This is a genomic window from Microbacterium sp. BDGP8 (assembly GCF_029991045.1).
In the GTDB taxonomy this organism is placed as follows: Bacteria; Actinomycetota; Actinomycetes; order Actinomycetales; family Microbacteriaceae; genus Microbacterium; species Microbacterium plantarum.
On record NZ_CP120712.1, the window covers coordinates 2,412,095 to 2,429,919 of the forward strand.

A 17,825-nucleotide genomic window follows, 5' to 3' on the forward strand; every position below is an offset into this window, starting at 1 on the left:
CTGCCATGCGCATCAGCGTTCCCACCGAGGTCAAGAACAACGAGTACCGCGTCGCCCTCACCCCCGCAGGCGTGCACGACCTGGTCGTCGCAGGTCATGAGGTCTTCGTCCAGCGCGGGGCCGGCGCAGGATCGTCGCTCCCCGACTCCGAGTACGCCGACGCCGGCGCGGTGCTCCTCGACGACCCCGACGAAGTCTGGGCACGCGCGGAGCTGCTGCTGAAGGTCAAGGAGCCGATCGCGAGCGAGTACCACCGCTTCCGCGACGACCTCGTGTTGTTCACCTACCTGCATCTTGCAGCCGACCGTCCGCTCACCGACCGGCTCCTGGAAAGCGGCATGACCGCCATCGCCTACGAGACGGTGCAGTTGCCCGGCGGGGGCCTGCCGCTCCTCGCCCCGATGAGCGAAGTGGCCGGCCGCCTCGCCCCGATGGTGGGGGCCTCAACCTTGCTGCGCTCCGCCGGGGGCCTCGGACTGCTGATGTCCGGCGTTCCCGGAACCCGGCCCGCCGCGGTGACGGTCATCGGCGGCGGGGTCGCCGGGGCCAACGCGGCGTACATCGCGGCGGGTCTCGGGTCGGACGTCACGATCTTCGACACCAACATCCAGCGTCTCCGCTTCCTCGACGATCACTTCCAGGGGCGCGTCAAGACCGCGGCATCCAACCCGCTCGATCTCGAACGTGCGGTCGTGGCATCCGATCTCGTGATCGGCTCGGTGCTCATCCCCGGGGCGAAGGCTCCCAAACTGGTGCGCAACGAGACCGTCGCACGGATGCGGCCGGGCTCGGTGCTCGTCGACATCGCGGTCGACCAGGGAGGCTGCTTCGAGGACACGCGACCGACGACCCACGCCGACCCGACTTTCCGCGTGCACGACACCGTGTTCTACTGCGTCGCCAACATGCCGGGCGCCGTGCCGAATACCTCGACATCCGCGCTCACCAACGCGACGTTGCCCTACGTCCGGCAGATCGCCCGCCACGGCTGGCGCGTTGCCCTGCGGGCAGACGGCGCCCTGGCCGCCGGATTGAACACCGCCGGAGGCCACGTCGTCAACTCCGGCGTCGCGGCGGCGCACGGCATCACCGCGGGGTCGTTGGATGACGCGCTGAGCTGAGGGGCAGCACCACCCGCCGGACCCGATCCGTCCGCGTGTCGATGACCCAGGCGCGGCCGCGCCCGGGAGCGGCGTACGGCAGCAGATCTCTGTTGCCGGTCAGAAGCCGCACCTCCCCCACGCACGAGGCATCGATGACGAGCTGGCATCGGGTCTGCGCGGCGGTCGCCGCTGCGCGCCACCGACCGATCCAGGCGTCCGGGGTGCCCCAGACCACCCTCCTCGACCGCAGCGACGTCGTCTGCTCGACGGTCGCGATCTCGAAGCCCCGACGATTCCAATGCTCCAGCGCGGCACGCGTGGCGGCGGTGGGCGGCGCGACGAACGCCGTGGCGTGGCGCGGCTCGAACACGTCGGGCGGCCGGGCCCGCTCCCGCGCGGGGTCGAACGCTCCGGCGTCCGCGAACTGCACGAGTATGCCGCGCCACCTCCCGCGGCCCGCTGGGGCCGTCGGGTCATGGTGAGCCCCCTCACCGCCGAAGGCGACATGCTCCGACCGGGACACGGCGGCGAGCACGGCGCGATCGGGAAGCTGGTCGACGATCCTGCCGACGGCGCCGGTCATCCGCTGTGCAGAGCAGATGAACTGAACGCCACGCGACCGCGAGTCGCGCGCCACACGTTCCAGGATCGCCGCGGCGGCGGCGCTGTAGTCATCCGGCAGCCTCGCCAGCACACGGTCGAGATCGTCGACGACGATGAGCCACCCCGGCGGGATGTCGTCGAGTCCGACGATGACGTCCCACGCGGCCTCGAGATCGTCGGGCAGCCAGCACACCCGATCGTGGGGCACCTGGGCAGCGATGGTCCGGAGCACCGTCGTGCGCCCGGCTCCGGCTCGTCCGAGCACCGCCACCCCCGGCGCTCCAGGGTCCAGCGTCACCGCACGTTGACGCTGCGCATCCGGCTCGTCGGCCAGACCGAGCACCACGGACCCCTCGCCCCGCAGGTCGGCGAGCGCGACGCCATCCGGCAAGGGCGGCAACCAGGGCCGACGCGCGGGGGCCGCACCCGCCGCGGCTCGCGCGATCGACTCGATGGCCGGCAACGGGCACCGGCTCACCCGAATCACGTGCGGATGGACATCAGCCGGACGCATCACCAGCGCGGTCCCGCGCTCGTCGCGGCCGCCGGGAAGCATGGCGGCGTCGCCCGAACCGAGCACGGCGCGCGAATCCGCGACGTCGGTCACGCGAAGCGCGACCCGCAACGGTGCGTTCGCGAGCACCGCCTCACGGAAGCCCGCAGCACGCTGGGTCGCGAGCACGAGGTGCATCCCGAGTGCGCGGCCTCGAGCGGCGATGTCGGCGAAGACATCGTGCATCGCGGGGTGTGTCGAGGTGAGCGCGGCGTACTCGTCGACGACGACGACCAATCGCGGCAGAGCGTCCGGCACATCCGCGATGTCGCGGGCCCGGAGGCCGGCGAGAACGCGCTCGCGACGGCGCACCTCCGCGGTGAGGCTCTCGATCGCGCGCACCGCGTTGCGCTCGTCGAGATCCGTCACGACGCCGGTCACGTGGGGCAGCGACGCGAGGGCATCGAAAGCCCGACCTCCCTTGAAGTCGATGAGCAGGAAATTCACCCGCTCGGGCGGCAGACTCCGCGCGAGCGCGGCGATCCACGTCACGAGCAGTTCGCTCTTGCCGCTGCCCGTGACCCCCACCACGACGGCGTGCGGCCCGTCGTCGACCAGGTCGATCGCCAGCGGGCCGTCGGGCCCCGCCCCGAGGACGGCAGCGAGGCCGGCCCCTCCGACGACGGGGAGATCATCGAATGACGGAGGTGCCGCCGCGTCACCACCCATCGCCTCCGCGCGCTCCCGCAGCAGGGCGGTCACCGCAGCAGCCTGCTCCCGTCCGAGCGGCTCCGGACGGATCGGCCGCGACGAACCGCTGTACGCGAGCACCGCCGCGTCGGCGTCCCCCACGCGGAGCACGGCCGCACACTGCGGCGGCGGTGCGCCGGAGCCCGCGGAGACGATGACGATGTCGGCATCGGCAGGCGGCACCCCGGTCCCCCACCACAGGCGCCGGCCGCCCGGAGTCGATGCGTGCGGGAGGTCACGGGCCCAGTCCTCAGCGGCGCCGACCACCCACACCTCACCGGGCGGGTGGACGAGGCAGATCTGCATCACGAGAGCGCGCGCGATCGCCGCTGGCGCCGCAGCCGGTCCGACGACGGCTACTCCTGCAGTCAGTGGGATCGTGACCGGTGCATCTCGGAGCACCCCTGCGGCATGCCGGAGCTCCGGCGTCGGCTCGCCCTCGATCCGCACACACGACCGCGCATCGCCCGCTCCCATCACGAGCACATCGCGTACCGCCCTCGGGCGCCACAGCTCGTCGGGGTCGTCGAGCAGCCGCGCGACATCCGGCGTGGCACGCCAGAGCTCCGCGCGCTCGAGCGCGTGCCGCTCGTCGACCTCGAGGCGCGCTCTGTGCATGCTCGCCGCTGCGTGCTTCGCGGCCCGCCGCCGCTCCCGCCGCGCGACGCGTGCAGAATCGAGCATGGTGGCGGTGGCTACGAGAGGACCGAGCGCAGCGAACCAGAGCACCGTCGGCGAGCCGGTCACCTGCCACAGGATCACCGCCCCGGCGATGGGGACCACCACCGCCCACAGCGGAAAGGATGATCGCCGCGCCTGCGTCTGCGTCAGCGACGTGGACAGCCGGATGGGGTCGTCGAGTCGGGCTGAGGAGTGCACGCACCCCAGTCAAGCGATGACGAGACGCCGCCGGAGAGGCGCCACGGCCCGCGGTGGAGGATCGGGCTCAGCCCTGGTTCGGGGAGGAGTCGTCGTTCGAAGCACGCACGTGCGCGTCGAGCACGATGACCGTGACGTTGTCACGGCCCCCGTTCTCCAACGCCGCCGTCATCATCGCCGACACGGCCGCCGCAGGATCGGCGTTCTCGAGCAGGAAGTGCAGGATGCCGTAGTCGGTGAGCTCTTTCGTGAGCCCGTCGCTGCAGATCACGAAGCGGTCGCCGTCGACGACATCGAGGCGAACGTAGTCGGGGGTGACTCCGTCGCTCGGTCCCACCGCGCGGGTGATGACGTTCCCGTAGGGGTGCTGCTCCGCCTCTTCGGGGCTGAGCCGGCCGGCCGCCACGAGCTCCTGCACCACGGAGTGATCCGTCGTGACCTGGGCGATCGCCTGGTCGCGCAGCAGGTACACCCGCGAGTCGCCGATGTTCAACGTCGTCCACTGCGGTTCGCCGTCGACGATGTCGAGGTACACGCCGGTGACGGTCGTTCCCGTTCCGTCATCCGTCGTCTCGGGGTGATCCGCGATGTCTCCGACGGCGCGCTCGAGGGCTTCTTCGATGTCTTCGGGAGTCACCACTCCGCGCTCGGCGACACCACGGAGCCGGTCGACGGCGCTCGCGCTCGCGATCTCGCCGCCGATATGTCCGCCCATGCCGTCTGCGACGATGAACAGCGGATACTGCGCAAGGACGGCGTCCTGGTTGCTGTCGCGGCGGCGTCCGGTGTCGGTCGCGGCGGCCCACCGGAGTTCGATCGCACCGGACGGGACGTCCACGATCCGGGATTGGGTCGTGGGGTCGGGCACGCTGTCACTCTTCTTTCGTCGACGGATGGGCGTGTCACACTCTAGTGGACGCACCCGCTGAGCGTGATTTCTTCACCCCGCGGCGGGGTCGGACGGCAACGGGAAGAGCGCGTCGATCGCGGCCAGCTCGGCAGCATCGGGGTGCCACGCCGAGGCGGCTGCCGCATTCGAGTGAACCTGCTCGGGTGAGGTCGCGCCGGCGATCACGCTGCTCAGGGCCGGCTGCGCCAGGAGCCAGCCGAAGGTCGCCTGCACCATCGTGATGCCACGCTCGTCGCAGAAGGTCCGGTACGCCTCGATGGCGTCCCAGGGAGCGTTCTCCCACAGATGACGCCGTTCCCTCGCGACCCGCGAGTCGGCGGGGATGTGGTCGCGGGTGAACTTCCCGGTGAGCAAGCCGTTGTGCAGCGGGAAGTACGGGAGGAATCCCCTCCCGAAATGACGGACGGCCGGCAGGACCTCACGCTCGGCGGCGCGTGCGAGCAGGCTGTAGTGGTTCTGCGCGGAGACGAACGGCACATCACCGCGTGCACGCGCCACGGCCTCGGCCTCGGCGATCTGCCAACCCGCGAAGTTGGAGTGTCCGATGTAGCGGACCTTGCCCTCCCGTACGAGCTCCGACAGCGCGTCGAGCGTCTCTTCGATAGGCGTCTCGGGGTCGGGGGTGTGCAGCTGGTAGAGGTCGATCCAGTCGGTCTGCAGGCGCTCGAGCGAGGCCTCCACCGCGCGTCGGATGTAGGCGCGAGATCCTTTCGCGCCCGGCAGCCCGAGGTCCACGGCGCTGTGACCGAACTTCGTGGCAACCACGACGCGGTCGCGACGTCCCCGCAGGGCCTCACCCATCAGCGTCTCGGACAGACCGGGCTCGCCGCCGTAGATGTCGGCGGTGTCGAAGAAGGTGATGCCGGCGTCGAAAGCGGCGTCGAGCACCGCGACCGTGCCGTCGAGAGTCTGCGTGGGAGTTCCCCGCCGCCCGAAGTTGTTGCATCCCAGCCCGACGGCCGAGACGAGCAGGCCGGAGGTTCCGAGTCGGCGGGTGTGCACTGCGTCGTCCATCCCTCCACGCTAGACCCGAATCCGTGGGGTCGGCGCCCGCTACGGCGAGGAACCCCCGTCATACGACGAGGGTTCCTCGGGTGTTCACTGCCGCGGGGCGTCCGGCGCGGGGGGCTCGGTGGTCGGAGGCGTCACGGGCGGCTGTGCCGCCGGCGGCGGGTAGGCACCGGCCGGGGGCGCCGGCGGCGTGGCCGGCGGCGGGTACGAACCGGCCGGCGGCGCGGCGGGAGCGGAGGAAGATGCATAGCCGGCACCGGTGGAGCCGTACGCGCCCGGTGCGGGTGCCGCGCCGCCGTCGGGCTGGACCGGGATGCCCTGCCAGACCGTCGTGTCGCGCAGGAACGAGGTGCGCCACGGCGAGGGCTGCACGTGGGGATTCCACGGCGAGCTCGAGAACGCGGCGATACCGAGCCAGATCAGCCCGCCGATGCCGGGGATGATGTACAGCAGCACGAGCGGCCAGTCCTTGCCGAGCTTCTGACCGACGCGAACGCTGGCCAGAGCCAGCGCGACGATCGCGAGGTAGCTGAAGATGAATCCGATCGCCGGGATGTTGCTCAGCACCGCCGTCGCGACGAGCGCGCCCAGCATGACCCAGGGAGAGATGTCACCGAGCTTCGCGAAGACCATCTCGCGGTAGACCGGAACCCAGGCGCGCCATTTTCCCTGCACGCCGGCCTTCTCGAAGATCTTCATGTAGAAGAACGAGCTGATGATGTAGCCCGCGAGCACGATGATCAGGATGATGGGAAGAATCAGCAGGATGAGGGCGAGGAAAGCGCCCGCGCCCGCACCATCGTCGTAGTAACCCGACATGTACGACCTCCTCAGTCGCGACCCGGCACGAAGCGCTCGCGCCGTGGGTCGCCGCTCATGCTAGCGAAACACCGGACCCGGCGTGCGACCTCGACAGCACCGGGCATGGGGCATCAGACGACGAGCTCGAGCTCGGACGATCCAGCCGTCTCGCGCAGCACCCATCCGTGTGACGCGGCCCACGCGAGAAGGTCGTCTCGAGAGCTCACGGTCGCAGCCGAACGGGCGAGCGAACGCGTGAACTCGCCCTTCGCGTGCTTGTTGAAGTGGTTGAGGGCGCGCACTGTTCCATCGGCGCCGGCGGAGACCACGCGGACGAACGCGGAGGGCATCGCCGCGGGGACCGGAGCCAGGGCCACGTAGGCCTCCGAGCGCAGATCGAGCACGAACGGCGCCCCGGCCCCCATCAAGGCGGCCGAGCTCGCCGCAGCCCAATGCCGGCGGAGCGGCGGGATGCCCGGAAGCGCCGTGCCCGCCGCCAGCCGATACGCCGGGATGGGATCGAGCGCGGCGACGGGACCGAAGGGCGCCGACTGGATGAGCACATGCTCGCCGAGCCAGCCCCGCGCCCCGGCGTCGAGCGCGGCCGCATCGAGAGCATCGAAGAGGACGCCGGTGTACCGGTCGACGGCGGGCATCGTCGGAGAGGTCATGAGCGCGGAGTTCACCGCCACCTCGCCCAGCTGACGCGCGCTGAGCTTGAGCACCCGCGCCGCGGCGTCCGGATCCGCCGACAACGCGACGAGCGCGTCCACGGCCGCGCGGCGCTCGGGCGCCAGCTGCGGCAGGGCCAGGGCGTCGATGTCGAGCGGCGCACCGGTACCCCCGGCGCGTTTGGTCTCGGACGGCGGCAGCAGGAGCAGCATCCGGAAATCTCCCTTCAACGCGAGAGACCGCACCCCGGAGGGTGCGGTCTCTCGTAGACGCGGTGCGGGTCAGGCCAGCGCGGCGTTACCCGCCACGATGGTGAGCTCGTCGCCCTCCATCGACAGGAAGCCGTCCTGCGCATTGGCGACGATCTTCTCGCCGCCGGGCTGCGTGATACGCACCTGACCTTCGGCGAGGATCGCGAGCACCGGCTCGTGACCCGCCATGAAGCCGATCTCGCCCTCGACGGTCTTGGCCACGACGAGGGACGCCTCGCCCGACCAGACCTCCGCCTCGGCGGAGACGAGCGTGACCGTCAGAGCCATGTCAGCTGTTCTCCTTCTGGATCTTCGCCCACTTCTCTTCGACGTCGCCGATACCGCCGACGTTGAAGAAGGCCTGCTCGGCCACGTGGTCGAAGTCGCCCTTGACGATCGCGTCGAACGACTCGATGGTCTCCTTGATCGGGACCGTGGAGCCCTCGACACCGGTGAACTTCTTCGCCATGTAGGTGTTCTGCGAGAGGAACTGCTGGATGCGGCGTGCACGCGACACGACGATCTTGTCCTCTTCGGAGAGCTCGTCGACACCGAGGATCGCGATGATCTCCTGCAGCTCCTTGTTCTTCTGCAGGATCTGCTTGACGGCGGTGGCCACGCGGTAGTGGTCCTCACCGATGTAGCGCGGGTCGAGGATGCGGCTCGTCGAGCTCAGCGGGTCGACGGCCGGGTACAGACCCTTCGACGCGATCTCGCGCGAGAGCTCGGTCGTGGCGTCGAGGTGCGCGAAGGTCGTCGCCGGAGCCGGGTCGGTGTAGTCGTCGGCGGGGACGTAGATCGCCTGCAGCGAGGTGATCGAGTGACCGCGCGTCGAGGTGATGCGCTCCTGGAGCACACCCATCTCGTCGGCGAGGTTGGGCTGGTAGCCCACGGCCGAGGGCATACGGCCCAGCAGCGTCGAGACCTCGGAACCGGCCTGCGTGAAGCGGAAGATGTTGTCGATGAAGAGCAGCACGTCCTGCTTCTGCACGTCGCGGAAGTACTCCGCCATCGTCAGGGCCGACAGGGCGACGCGCAGACGCGTCCCCGGCGGCTCGTCCATCTGGCCGAAGACGAGGGCGGTCTTGTCGAAGACGCCCGCCTCCTCCATCTCGTGGATGAGGTCGTTGCCCTCACGGGTGCGCTCACCGACGCCGGCGAACACCGACACACCACCGTGGTCCTGCGCGACGCGCTGGATCATCTCCTGGATGAGGACGGTCTTGCCGACGCCGGCACCACCGAAGAGGCCGATCTTTCCACCCTGGACGTACGGGGTGAGGAGGTCGATGACCTTGATGCCCGTCTCGAACATCTGGGTCTTCGACTCGAGCTGGTCGAAGCTCGGCGCCTGGCGGTGGATGCCCCAGCGCTCGGTGACCTCGACGGTCTCGCCCTCGGCGGCGTTGAGAACGTCGCCCGTGACGTTGAAGACCTTGCCCTTGGTGACGTCCCCGACGGGGACCGTGATGGGGCCGCCGGTGTCGCGCACCTCCTGGCCGCGGACCATGCCGTCGGTCGGCTTCAGCGAGATGGCGCGAACGAGGTCGTCGCCGAGGTGCTGAGCGACCTCGAGGGTGATCTCGGTCGACTCGCCGTCGATCGTGATCGTGGTCTTCAGCGCGTTGTAGATGTCGGGGATCGAGTCGTGCGGGAACTCGATGTCGACGACGGGGCCGGTGACGCGCGCAACGCGGCCGACGACCGACGTGGCTTCGGCAGTGACGGTAGTCATGTCTGTCTCTTTCGGTTGGTCTTACTTGCCCGACGCCAGAGCGTCGGCGCCGCCGACGATCTCGGCGATCTGCTGAGTGATCTCGGCCTGGCGAGCGTTGTTGCGCAGGCGGGTGTAGTCGGTGATGAGCTTGTCGGCGTTGTCGCTCGCCGACTTCATCGCCTTCTGCGTCGCGGCGTGCTTCGCGGCGGACGACTGGAGCAGCGCGTTGAACACGCGGCTCTGGACGTACACCGGCAGCAGCGCGTCGAGCACCGTCTCGGGGTCGGGCTCGAACTCGTACAGCGGATAGACCGGAGCCTGGTCCGCCGTCGCCGCATCGGCCTCGACGACTTCGAGGGGCAGCAGACGGACTGATTCAGGTGTCTGCGTCATCATGCTGACGAAGCGGTTGTACACGAGGTGGATCTCGTCCACGCCGCCGTCTTCGCCGCCCTGAGCGTAGGCGTCGAGGAGAGCCCCGGCGACCTGCTCGGCCGTGCTGAAGTGCGGCGTGTCGGTGTCACCCGTCCACTCGCCCGCAGCCCGCATCCGGCGGAACTGGAAGTACCCGACGGCCTTGCGACCGATGAGGTAGTAGTCCACTTCCTTGCCCTGCGACCGCAGCAGCTCGGCCAGCTCGAGACCCTCGCGGAGGATCTGCGAGTTGAACGCGCCGGCGAGGCCGCGATCGGAGGCGAAGATGACGACCGCGGAACGACGGATCGTCTCGCGCTCGGTCGTCAGCGGGTGCTCGACGTCGGAGTGGGTCGCCACCGCGGAGACGGCGCGCGTCACAGCTCGCGCGAAGGGAGAGGATGCGCGGACGCGTCCCATCGCCTTCTGAATGCGCGAAGCCGCGATGAGCTCCATCGCCTTCGTGATCTTCTTGGTCGTCTGAGCAGAACTGATCTTCTGCTTGTAGACCCGGAGTTGTGCGCCCATAAGTGTGTGTCGTCCTCCGCGTCAGCCGCGGCGGCCCTTGACGATCTGCTCCTGGTTCACGTCGTCGGCCTCGGCGGCAGCGGTCTCCTCGTGGCCCGGCTTGTTGATGGCCTGGCCCTTTCCGCCCTGGAACTCGAGCACGAACTCGTCGACGACCTTCTCGAGCTCGGCGACGGTGTCATCGCCCAGCACGTTCGTCTCACGCAGCGTGTCGAGGATCGACGTGTTGCGCTTGAGGTAGTCGAGCAGCTCGCGCTCGAAGGTCAGGACGTCCTCGACCTCGATCGTGTCGAGCTTGCCGTTGGTGCCGGCCCAGATCGAGACGACCTGCTCCTCGACGGGGTACGGCGAGTACTGCGGCTGCTTGAGCAGCTCGGTCAGACGCGCACCGCGAGCCAGCTGACGACGCGACGCGGCGTCGAGGTCCGACGCGAACATCGCGAACGCCTCGAGCGAGCGGTACTGAGCGAGCTCGAGCTTCAGCGTTCCCGAGACCTTCTTGATCGACTTGACCTGAGCGTCACCGCCGACGCGCGACACCGAGATGCCCACGTCGACCGCCGGACGCTGGTTGGCGTTGAACAGGTCGGACTGCAGGAAGATCTGGCCGTCGGTGATCGAGATCACGTTGGTCGGGATGTACGCCGAGACGTCGTTGGCCTTGGTCTCGATGATGGGCAGACCCGTCATCGATCCGGCACCCAGGTCGTCGGAGAGCTTCGCGCAACGCTCGAGCAGACGCGAGTGCAGGTAGAAGACGTCACCGGGGTACGCCTCGCGGCCCGGCGGACGGCGCAGCAGCAGCGAGACCGCACGGTAGGCCTCGGCCTGCTTCGACAGGTCGTCGAAGATGATCAGGACGTGCTTGCCCTCGTACATCCAGTGCTGGCCGATGGCCGAGCCGGTGTACGGAGCGAGGTACTTGAAGCCGGCGGGGTCGGATGCGGGAGCCGCGACGATCGTCGTGTACTCCATGGCACCGGCGTCCTCGAGCGCGCCCTTCACCGAAGCGATGGTCGAGCCCTTCTGGCCGATCGCGACGTAGATGCAGCGGACCTGCTTGTTGACGTCGCCCGACTCCCAGTTGGCCTTCTGGTTGATGATCGTGTCGATCGCGATGGCCGTCTTGCCGGTCTGGCGGTCGCCGATGATCAGCTGACGCTGACCGCGGCCGACGGGGATCATGGCGTCGATGGCCTTGATGCCGGTCTGCATCGGCTCGTGGACCGACTTGCGCTGCATGACGCCGGGCGCCTGCAGTTCGAGTGCGCGATGGCCGGTCGTGGCGATCTCGCCGAGACCGTCGATCGGGTTGCCGAGCGGGTCGACGACACGGCCGAGGTAGCCCTCGCCGACTCCGACCGAGAGCACCTCACCGGTTCGCGTGACCTTCTGGCCCGCCTGGATACCGGCGAAGTCGCCGAGGACGACGACACCGATCTCGTGCTCGTCGAGGTTCTGCGCGAGGCCCTCGACGCCGTTCTCGAAGCGGACGAGCTCGTTCGCCATAACGCCGGGCAGACCCTCGACGTGGGCGATGCCGTCGGCCGCGTCGACGACGGTGCCGACCTCGGTCGCGGCGGCCCCGGTGGGCTCGTACGCGGCGACGAAGTCTTTCAGCGCGTCACGGATGACATCCGGGCTGATGGACAGTTCTGCCATGGTGTTCCTTCGGTCCTGAGTCTGAGGGTCCGGATGCATCCGGCCGGTGCGCCCCTGCGGGCGGTGAGGTGGGTCAGCCCGCCAGTCGCTGGCGGAGATCGGAGAGGCGAGAGGCGACGGTCGCGTCGATCACGTCGTCGCCGATCTCGATGCGCAGCCCCCCGACGACCGCGGGGTCGACGACGAGGTTGAGCGCGACGGGCGTGCCGTAGCGGTTCGAGAGGGTCTCGGCGAGGCGGGCGCGCTGCTGATCGCTGAGAGCGGTCGCCGTGCGAACGCTCGCGACGACGCGGCCGCGCTGGTCCGAGACGATGCGGATCGCCCGCTCGAGCAGCTGCCGCACACGGCGCTCACGCGGACGCTGCACGATCGACGAAGCGATGAGACGGGTTGCGGCACCGAACCGCCCGTCGAGAAGGCGCTCGATGAGCGCCCCCTTGGCCGAGGCCTCCCCCAGCCGGCTGCCGAGAGCGAGCTCGAGCTCGGGGTTCGCCGACACGGTGTGCAGCACACCGAACAGCTCGTTCTCGAGATCGCCCTGATCGGCGACGGCTGCGGCGCGGATCGCCAGTTCCTCGACGGCGTCGACGAAGTCGTCGACCGAGGACCAGCGCTGCGCGACGGCTGTGCGCAGCAGCGACACGGTCTGCGCCGCGAAGGACGGACCGAACACGTCGCCGACGACCTTGTCGCGAGCCTGCGGCGAAGCCGCGTTGTCCGTCAGCGCGCCGCTCAGCTGCGGCGAGTCCGCCAGAGCCCGCGCGGCGACGAACAGCTCACCGGACACGTCGAGCGTGAGCCCGGGGGTCTCGGCGATGGCCGCCGTCGTCGCGACGAGTGCCTGAGTGGTCGCGCTGCCCATCAGTTCGACGCCTTCTCAGAGGCCTCGAGCTCGCTGAGGAAGCGGTCGACGACGGCCTGCGCCTTCTGGTCGTCGGACAGGGTCTCGCCGATGACGCCGCCGGCCAGGTCGAGAGCGAGCGTGCCGACCTCGCTGCGCAGCGAGACCACGGCAGCCTGGCGCTCGGCCTCGATCTGCGTGTGCGCGGCAGCGGTGAGACGCTCGGCCTCGGCCGATGCGTTCTGCTTCGCCTCGCTGACGATCTTGCGACCGTCCTCGCGCGCGGCGTCGCGGATCTCACCGGCCTCCTTGCGGGCCTCGGCCAGCTGAGCGGTGTACTCCTCGAGCGCTGCCTCCGCCTTGCGCTGCGCCTCGTCAGCCTTGGCGATGTTGCCCTCGATGGCCGCGCTGCGCGCGTCGAGCACCGTGGTGACACGGGGCAGCGCGTAGAAGACGACGACGAGAACGATGATGACGAAGCAGACGCCCGACCAGATGATGTCGTAGTAGGCGGGCAGCAGCGGGTTGCCGGAGCCCTCTTCGGCGGCGACGGTGAGCAGTGCGTCGACCATCATGCCTCCCTCTTGGTGAATGACGAGCGGATCAGAGCGCGTTGAAGATGAACGGCGTGGCGATGCCGATCAGCGCGAGGATCTCGATGAGGCCGATACCGATGAACATCGTCACCTGGAGGCGACCGGCGAGCTCGGGCTGACGGGCCGTCGACTCGATGGTCTTGCCGATCATGATGCCGAGGCCGATGGCCGGACCGATGGCGGCGAGGCCGTAGCCGACGGTTGCGATGTTTCCGGTGACGGCGGCAAGGATCGTCGTAGCGTCCACTGGATTTTTCCTTTCGTAGGGCGAGCAGCCGGGTGGCTGATCGTCAGTGCTCTTCGGCGACAGCGAGCTGGATGTAGACCGCGGTCAGGATGGTGAAGATGTATGCCTGCAGGGCGGCAACGAAGATCTCGAACAGGGTGAAGGCGAAACCCATCGCGAGGGTACCGGCCGACAGGATCGAGAACCAGTTGAAGCTCATCAGGAAGAACTGGGTGGCTGCGAAGAACAGCACGAGCATGAGGTGGCCGACCATCATGTTGGCGAGCAGTCGCAGGAACAGCGAGAAGGGCCGCGCGACGAAGATCGAGATGAGCTCGATCAGGGCGATCAGCGGCACGATCACGATCGGCACACCGCTCGGCACGAGCGAGTTCTTCAGGAAACGTCCGAGGCCGTGCTTCTTGAGGCCGGCGTAGACGAAGACGACGTATGCGACCAGCGCGAACATCAGCGGCGCGCCCGCGACCGCGGTGCCCGCGATGTTGAGGAACGGGATGATGCCCGTGAGGTTCAGGAAGAGGATCCCGAAGAACAGCGACGTCAGGATCGGAAGGAACCGCTTGCCGTCCTTCTCGCCCAGGACCTGATAGGCGACCTGCTCGCGCACGAAGCCGAAGCCCAGCTCGAGCACGCTCTGGAAGCGTCCCGGCACGACGGTCATGCGCCGTGCGCCGATCACGAGGATGAGCACCAGCACCGCGGTCGCGATCAACTGCACCATCGAGATCCGCGTGAACGCGAACGGAGTGCCTTCGAAGAGCAGGACCTCAGGGAAGAAGTCGCTGATGGAGGGCGGGTGGAATTCGTTGTCGGCCGCCATGGCGATCATTGCCGCTTGAGTCAACGGGTTGGCTCCAGCTTCTCGTGCCAGCGTGAACCAGCTCGGTAAGTATGAGAAGAGATCTCCACGGGGCCTCAGCGTCGCCGCTGCCCACCATCCGTGAAGTGCTGTGTCAGCCTATCAAACAACCGGGCACTGCCCGTCATCCGAATGCCTGGACCTCAGACTTCGGGGTTCGTCTCCGGCAGCGTCGTGTCCGACACGTGCGGCAGTCGCATCCGCGCCATCACGACGAGATCGACGGTGATCGCGCCGATCGCCGCAGCCACCAGGGCGAAGAAGAACATCGGCGACACGATCCACTCGATGCGACTGATGACCAGGAGCGCCACGAGCACGAGGGCGAACTTGACCACCCAGCCGCCCATCACGATGCCGAAGTAGATCGGCAGGAACGTGTCCTGCCCGTACCACCGGTTGGCGATCAGGATGCTGAGCGCGGTGAGTGCGGGGAAGATGACTCCCACCGCCGCACCGATCACTCCGCTCCACGCACCCTCGGGTCCGGCGACGACCGCGCCCGCGACGGCGGCGACGACAGCGACGACGGCACCGACGATGAGGCCCCAGGTGAGCGCGGCACGCAGGATCGGCGTGCTCGAGAGGGTCTTCTGATTCATGAGTTCTCCACGGGTGAGGCATCCCGCGCGGACCGAGCGGGGATCAGGGTGACGACGAGGCACGCGGCGACGCCGAGGATGAGGAAGCCGAGGCCGAAGAGGTAGTCCCCCGGCCAGGCGGCGGTCGTGCCGATGTACATCAGCAGCACCGAGAGGCTGACGACCGTGGTCCAGGCGTAGAAGATCAGGACGGCGTCGCGGTCGCTGTGACCCATGTCGAGCATGCGGTGATGGAGATGCTTGCGGTCGGGCGAGAACGGCGACTTGCCCCGGGACATGCGGCGGATGACCGCCATCCCGAAGTCGAGTAGCGGCAGGAGGACCACGACGACCGGCAGCAGGATGGGGATGAACGCACCCAGCAGCTGCGAGCGGCCGAACACGTCGTTGTCACCCGTAGCCGGGACGAGGGTGCCCGTGACGAGGATGGCCGAGCAGCTCATGAGCAACCCGATCATGAGCGCTCCGGAGTCGCCCATGAACAGCTTCGCAGGGTTCCAGTTCAGCGGCAGGAAGCCCGCGCAGACCCCGAGCAGCACCACGGCGAGGAAGGAGGCGAGGTTCGCGTAGCTGCTCGCACCGAAGTCGCGACCGAGCAGGTAGGTGTAAGTGAAGAACACCCCGTTCGCGATCAGTGCCACGCCCGCCACGAGGCCGTCGAGACCGTCGATGAAGTTGACGGCGTTCATCACGACGACGATCGAGAAGACCGTGATCGTGAAGCTCGCGGCGCTCGAGACGACAGTCTGCCCGCCGAGCGGGATCGTGTACATCTGCACGCCCCCGAACCCGACCACGATCGCTGCGGCGCCGAACTGCGCGCCGAGCTTGATGAGCCAGTCGAGGTCCCACAGGTCGTCGGCGACGCCGACGACGACGATGAGGGCGGTCGCCGCCAGGATGGCCCAGATGGGCTCGGGTCTGGCCCAGAAGATCGAGAAGAAGGGAATCTGCGACGAAGTCAGGATGACGGCGGTGGCGCCGAGGAACATCCCGACGCCGCCGAGCCTCGGTGTCGGTGTCTTGTGGACGTCGCGCTCGCGGATCTCCGGATAGAGCTTGTAGCGCAGACTCACCCTCAGCACGAGCCAGGTCAGCCCGAAGGTGACGAGGGCCGTGACCACGAAGGTGGCCAGGTAGAGCCTCACGCGACGCTGCCGCCGGCGGTCTCTCCGCCGGTGACACCGGCCGAGCCCGACTCCATGGGCGTGCGATTCGCCGCCTCGGCATGCTCCGGCTCGACGTCGGGCTCGAGCAGGTCGCCGAGGACGTCGCGCAGAGCCTCACGTGTGACCGCCCCGTCACGCAGCACGCGCACCGGGGCGGGGTCGGGGCCGACGAGGGGCGTCGCGTCGATGATCGTCGATGCGACGCCGGTCGCCGCGGGGCCGCCGTCGAGATAGACCGACACGCTGTCGCCCAGCATCCGCACCGCGTCGTCGATCGTGACGGCGGCGTTCATCTTGGTGAGGTTCGCACTCGAGACGGCCAAGGGCCCGCACTCCTCCAGGAGCTCCAGGGCGAACCTGTCGGCGGGCATGCGCACGGCGACGGTCCCGCGGGTCTCCCCCAGATCCCACGACAGCGACGGCTGTGCCGGCAGGACGATCGTCAGGCCGCCCGGCCAGAAGGCCTCGACGAGCCGTTCGACGGGCTCGGGGACCTCGGCCACGAGCGCGCGCATCGTCGCGATGCCGGCGACGAGCACCGGGGGCGGCGACTGACGACCCCGTCCCTTCGCGGCGAGCAGCTTGGCGACGGCCGAGGCGCTGAAGGCGTCGGCGGCGACACCGTAGACGGTGTCGGTGGGCAGGACGATGAGATCGCCGCGACCGATGGCCTGGCGCGCCTGGCGCATGCCGGGGAGGACCTGGGTCTCGTCGCGGCAGTCGAAAACGGGAGACATGACCGCTCCAGTGTACGGCGGACCCCGGCCGCACTCAGGAGCGGACGGCCGTCGTGGTGCGGTCGCGCATCGTGAGGTCGGGATGCGTCGCGGTCGCCGACCACCCGTCGGAGGCCAGGATGCCGCGGATCGCGGCCCCCTGCAGCTCGCCATGCTCGATGACGATGCTGCCCCCGGGGTGCACCAGGCGGAGCCCGACGCGCGACAGGGTCCGCACGACGTCCAGGCCGTCCGCGCCGCCGTAGAGCGCCGCCGGCGGGTCCCACAGCCGCACTTCGGGATCGCGCGGGATCGCGTCGTCGGGCACGTACGGCGGGTTCGACACGAGCACCGAGACGGTGCCGTCGAGCTCCGGGAACGCGCGCTCGAGGTCGATGAAGGCGAGGCGGGCGTTCGGAGCCCCGACGAGGGCGAAGTTCTCCTTCGTCCAGATGAACGCGTCGACGGAATTCTCGGCGGCGTAGACGCGTGCGTGCGGCACCTCTGTCGCCAGAGCGAGGGCGATCGCTCCCGAACCGGTGCCCAGGTCGACCGCGACGGGCTCGGGGCCGGCCGCCGCGCGCAGCAGGTCGATCGCGATCTGAGCGACCGACTCCGTCTCGGGGCGCGGCACGAACACACCGGGGCCGACGCGGAGCTCGAGGTGGCGGAACGGCGCGACGCCGGTCAGATGCTGCAGGGGCTCGCGCGACGCGCGACGCGCGACCAGTTCAGCCAGTCGCGCGGCATCCTCGGCGCCGATCGCATCGCCGCGGAAGACGGCGGCCGACAGCTCGCCGCGGCCGACTCCCAGGACGTGTGCGGCGAGGAGCTCGGCGTCGACCTGCGGGGTCGGGACGAAGGCGGCCTCGAGCTCGGCGGTCGCGGCACGCAGGACCTCGGTCAGGGTCGGTGCGGGACGGGGCGCGGTGCTCATGGCGCCGACAAGCCTAATCACGAGTGCGTATTCGTCACATTCGGCTCCCGTGGCGAAGGGCGAC

18 protein-coding genes are annotated in these 17,825 nt (G+C 69.2%); 1 reads left to right on the forward strand and 17 read right to left on the reverse strand.

Going from position 1 to position 17,825, the window contains the following annotated elements; translation table 11 throughout:
• Positions 1-5 precede the first annotated feature (5 nt).
• Entirely contained in the window at positions 6-1,121 is a 1,116-nt protein-coding gene (gene ald / locus P6897_RS11695) for an alanine dehydrogenase (RefSeq protein ID WP_274178789.1), read from the forward strand.
• On the opposite strand, the gene P6897_RS11700 is transcribed toward ald, so the two are convergent.
• The 17 genes from P6897_RS11700 to prmC all read right to left on the reverse strand — a co-directional run bounded on the left by P6897_RS11700 (position 1,087) and on the right by prmC (position 17,761).
• Positions 1,087-3,828: an FtsK/SpoIIIE domain-containing protein gene (locus tag P6897_RS11700; RefSeq protein ID WP_282501306.1), complete on the reverse strand. Its 2,742-nt coding sequence runs from the start codon at positions 3,826-3,828 to the stop codon at positions 1,087-1,089. The two genes, ald and P6897_RS11700, sit on opposite strands and share 35 nt — an antisense overlap.
• Positions 3,829-3,895: 67 nt before the next feature.
• The gene (locus tag P6897_RS11705; RefSeq protein ID WP_114588455.1) at positions 3,896-4,696 is read right to left on the reverse strand and encodes a protein phosphatase 2C domain-containing protein; all 801 of its coding nucleotides are present in this window, start codon (positions 4,694-4,696) and stop codon (positions 3,896-3,898) included.
• 72 nt (positions 4,697-4,768) lie between these two features.
• Positions 4,769-5,752 (reverse strand): aldo/keto reductase, encoded by a 984-nt coding sequence (locus P6897_RS11710; RefSeq protein ID WP_112617259.1) that lies wholly within the window; start codon positions 5,750-5,752, stop codon positions 4,769-4,771.
• Between the two features lie 84 nt (positions 5,753-5,836).
• Complete coding sequence (locus P6897_RS11715) at positions 5,837-6,568, reverse strand: large exoprotein (RefSeq protein WP_112617260.1); 732 nt, start codon at positions 6,566-6,568, stop codon at positions 5,837-5,839.
• A 113-nt stretch (positions 6,569-6,681) separates the two neighbouring features.
• Entirely contained in the window at positions 6,682-7,434 is a 753-nt protein-coding gene (gene yaaA / locus P6897_RS11720) for a peroxide stress protein YaaA (RefSeq protein WP_282501307.1), read from the reverse strand.
• Between the two features lie 69 nt (positions 7,435-7,503).
• Positions 7,504-7,761, reverse strand: a complete 258-nt coding sequence (locus tag P6897_RS11725; protein WP_023955192.1) for a F0F1 ATP synthase subunit epsilon — start codon at positions 7,759-7,761, stop codon at positions 7,504-7,506.
• A gap of 1 nt (position 7,762) precedes the next feature.
• Positions 7,763-9,208: a F0F1 ATP synthase subunit beta gene (gene atpD / locus P6897_RS11730; protein ID WP_091502862.1), complete on the reverse strand. Its 1,446-nt coding sequence runs from the start codon at positions 9,206-9,208 to the stop codon at positions 7,763-7,765.
• 21 nt (positions 9,209-9,229) lie between these two features.
• Positions 9,230-10,132, reverse strand: a complete 903-nt coding sequence (locus tag P6897_RS11735; RefSeq protein ID WP_112617262.1) for a F0F1 ATP synthase subunit gamma — start codon at positions 10,130-10,132, stop codon at positions 9,230-9,232.
• A gap of 21 nt (positions 10,133-10,153) precedes the next feature.
• Positions 10,154-11,794 carry a F0F1 ATP synthase subunit alpha gene (gene atpA / locus P6897_RS11740; protein ID WP_282501308.1) on the reverse strand — a complete coding sequence of 547 codons (1,641 nt, stop codon included), beginning with the start codon at positions 11,792-11,794 and terminating at the stop codon, positions 10,154-10,156.
• A gap of 73 nt (positions 11,795-11,867) precedes the next feature.
• A complete protein-coding gene (locus tag P6897_RS11745) occupies positions 11,868-12,656 on the reverse strand; it encodes a F0F1 ATP synthase subunit delta (RefSeq protein WP_282501309.1) in 789 nt (262 codons plus the stop codon).
• On the reverse strand, positions 12,656-13,207 hold the full coding sequence (locus P6897_RS11750) for a F0F1 ATP synthase subunit B (RefSeq protein WP_112617572.1): 552 nt from the start codon (positions 13,205-13,207) through the stop codon (positions 12,656-12,658). Before P6897_RS11750 ends, P6897_RS11745 begins: the two co-directional genes overlap by 1 nt.
• Before the next feature lie 31 nt (positions 13,208-13,238).
• Positions 13,239-13,478 (reverse strand): F0F1 ATP synthase subunit C, encoded by a 240-nt coding sequence (gene atpE, locus P6897_RS11755; RefSeq protein WP_091502856.1) that lies wholly within the window; start codon positions 13,476-13,478, stop codon positions 13,239-13,241.
• A gap of 43 nt (positions 13,479-13,521) precedes the next feature.
• Complete coding sequence (gene atpB / locus P6897_RS11760) at positions 13,522-14,298, reverse strand: F0F1 ATP synthase subunit A (protein WP_309300110.1); 777 nt, start codon at positions 14,296-14,298, stop codon at positions 13,522-13,524.
• 182 nt (positions 14,299-14,480) lie between these two features.
• The gene (locus tag P6897_RS11765; RefSeq protein ID WP_112617265.1) at positions 14,481-14,939 is read right to left on the reverse strand and encodes a hypothetical protein; all 459 of its coding nucleotides are present in this window, start codon (positions 14,937-14,939) and stop codon (positions 14,481-14,483) included.
• Entirely contained in the window at positions 14,936-16,087 is a 1,152-nt protein-coding gene (locus tag P6897_RS11770) for an MraY family glycosyltransferase (RefSeq protein WP_112617266.1), read from the reverse strand. The genes P6897_RS11765 and P6897_RS11770 overlap by 4 nt, the downstream gene beginning before the upstream one ends.
• Complete coding sequence (locus P6897_RS11775) at positions 16,084-16,845, reverse strand: L-threonylcarbamoyladenylate synthase (RefSeq protein WP_112617267.1); 762 nt, start codon at positions 16,843-16,845, stop codon at positions 16,084-16,086. The genes P6897_RS11770 and P6897_RS11775 overlap by 4 nt, the downstream gene beginning before the upstream one ends.
• Before the next feature lie 34 nt (positions 16,846-16,879).
• The gene (gene prmC, locus P6897_RS11780) at positions 16,880-17,761 is read right to left on the reverse strand and encodes a peptide chain release factor N(5)-glutamine methyltransferase (RefSeq protein ID WP_282501310.1); all 882 of its coding nucleotides are present in this window, start codon (positions 17,759-17,761) and stop codon (positions 16,880-16,882) included.
• Between the last annotated feature and the right edge of the window lie 64 nt (positions 17,762-17,825).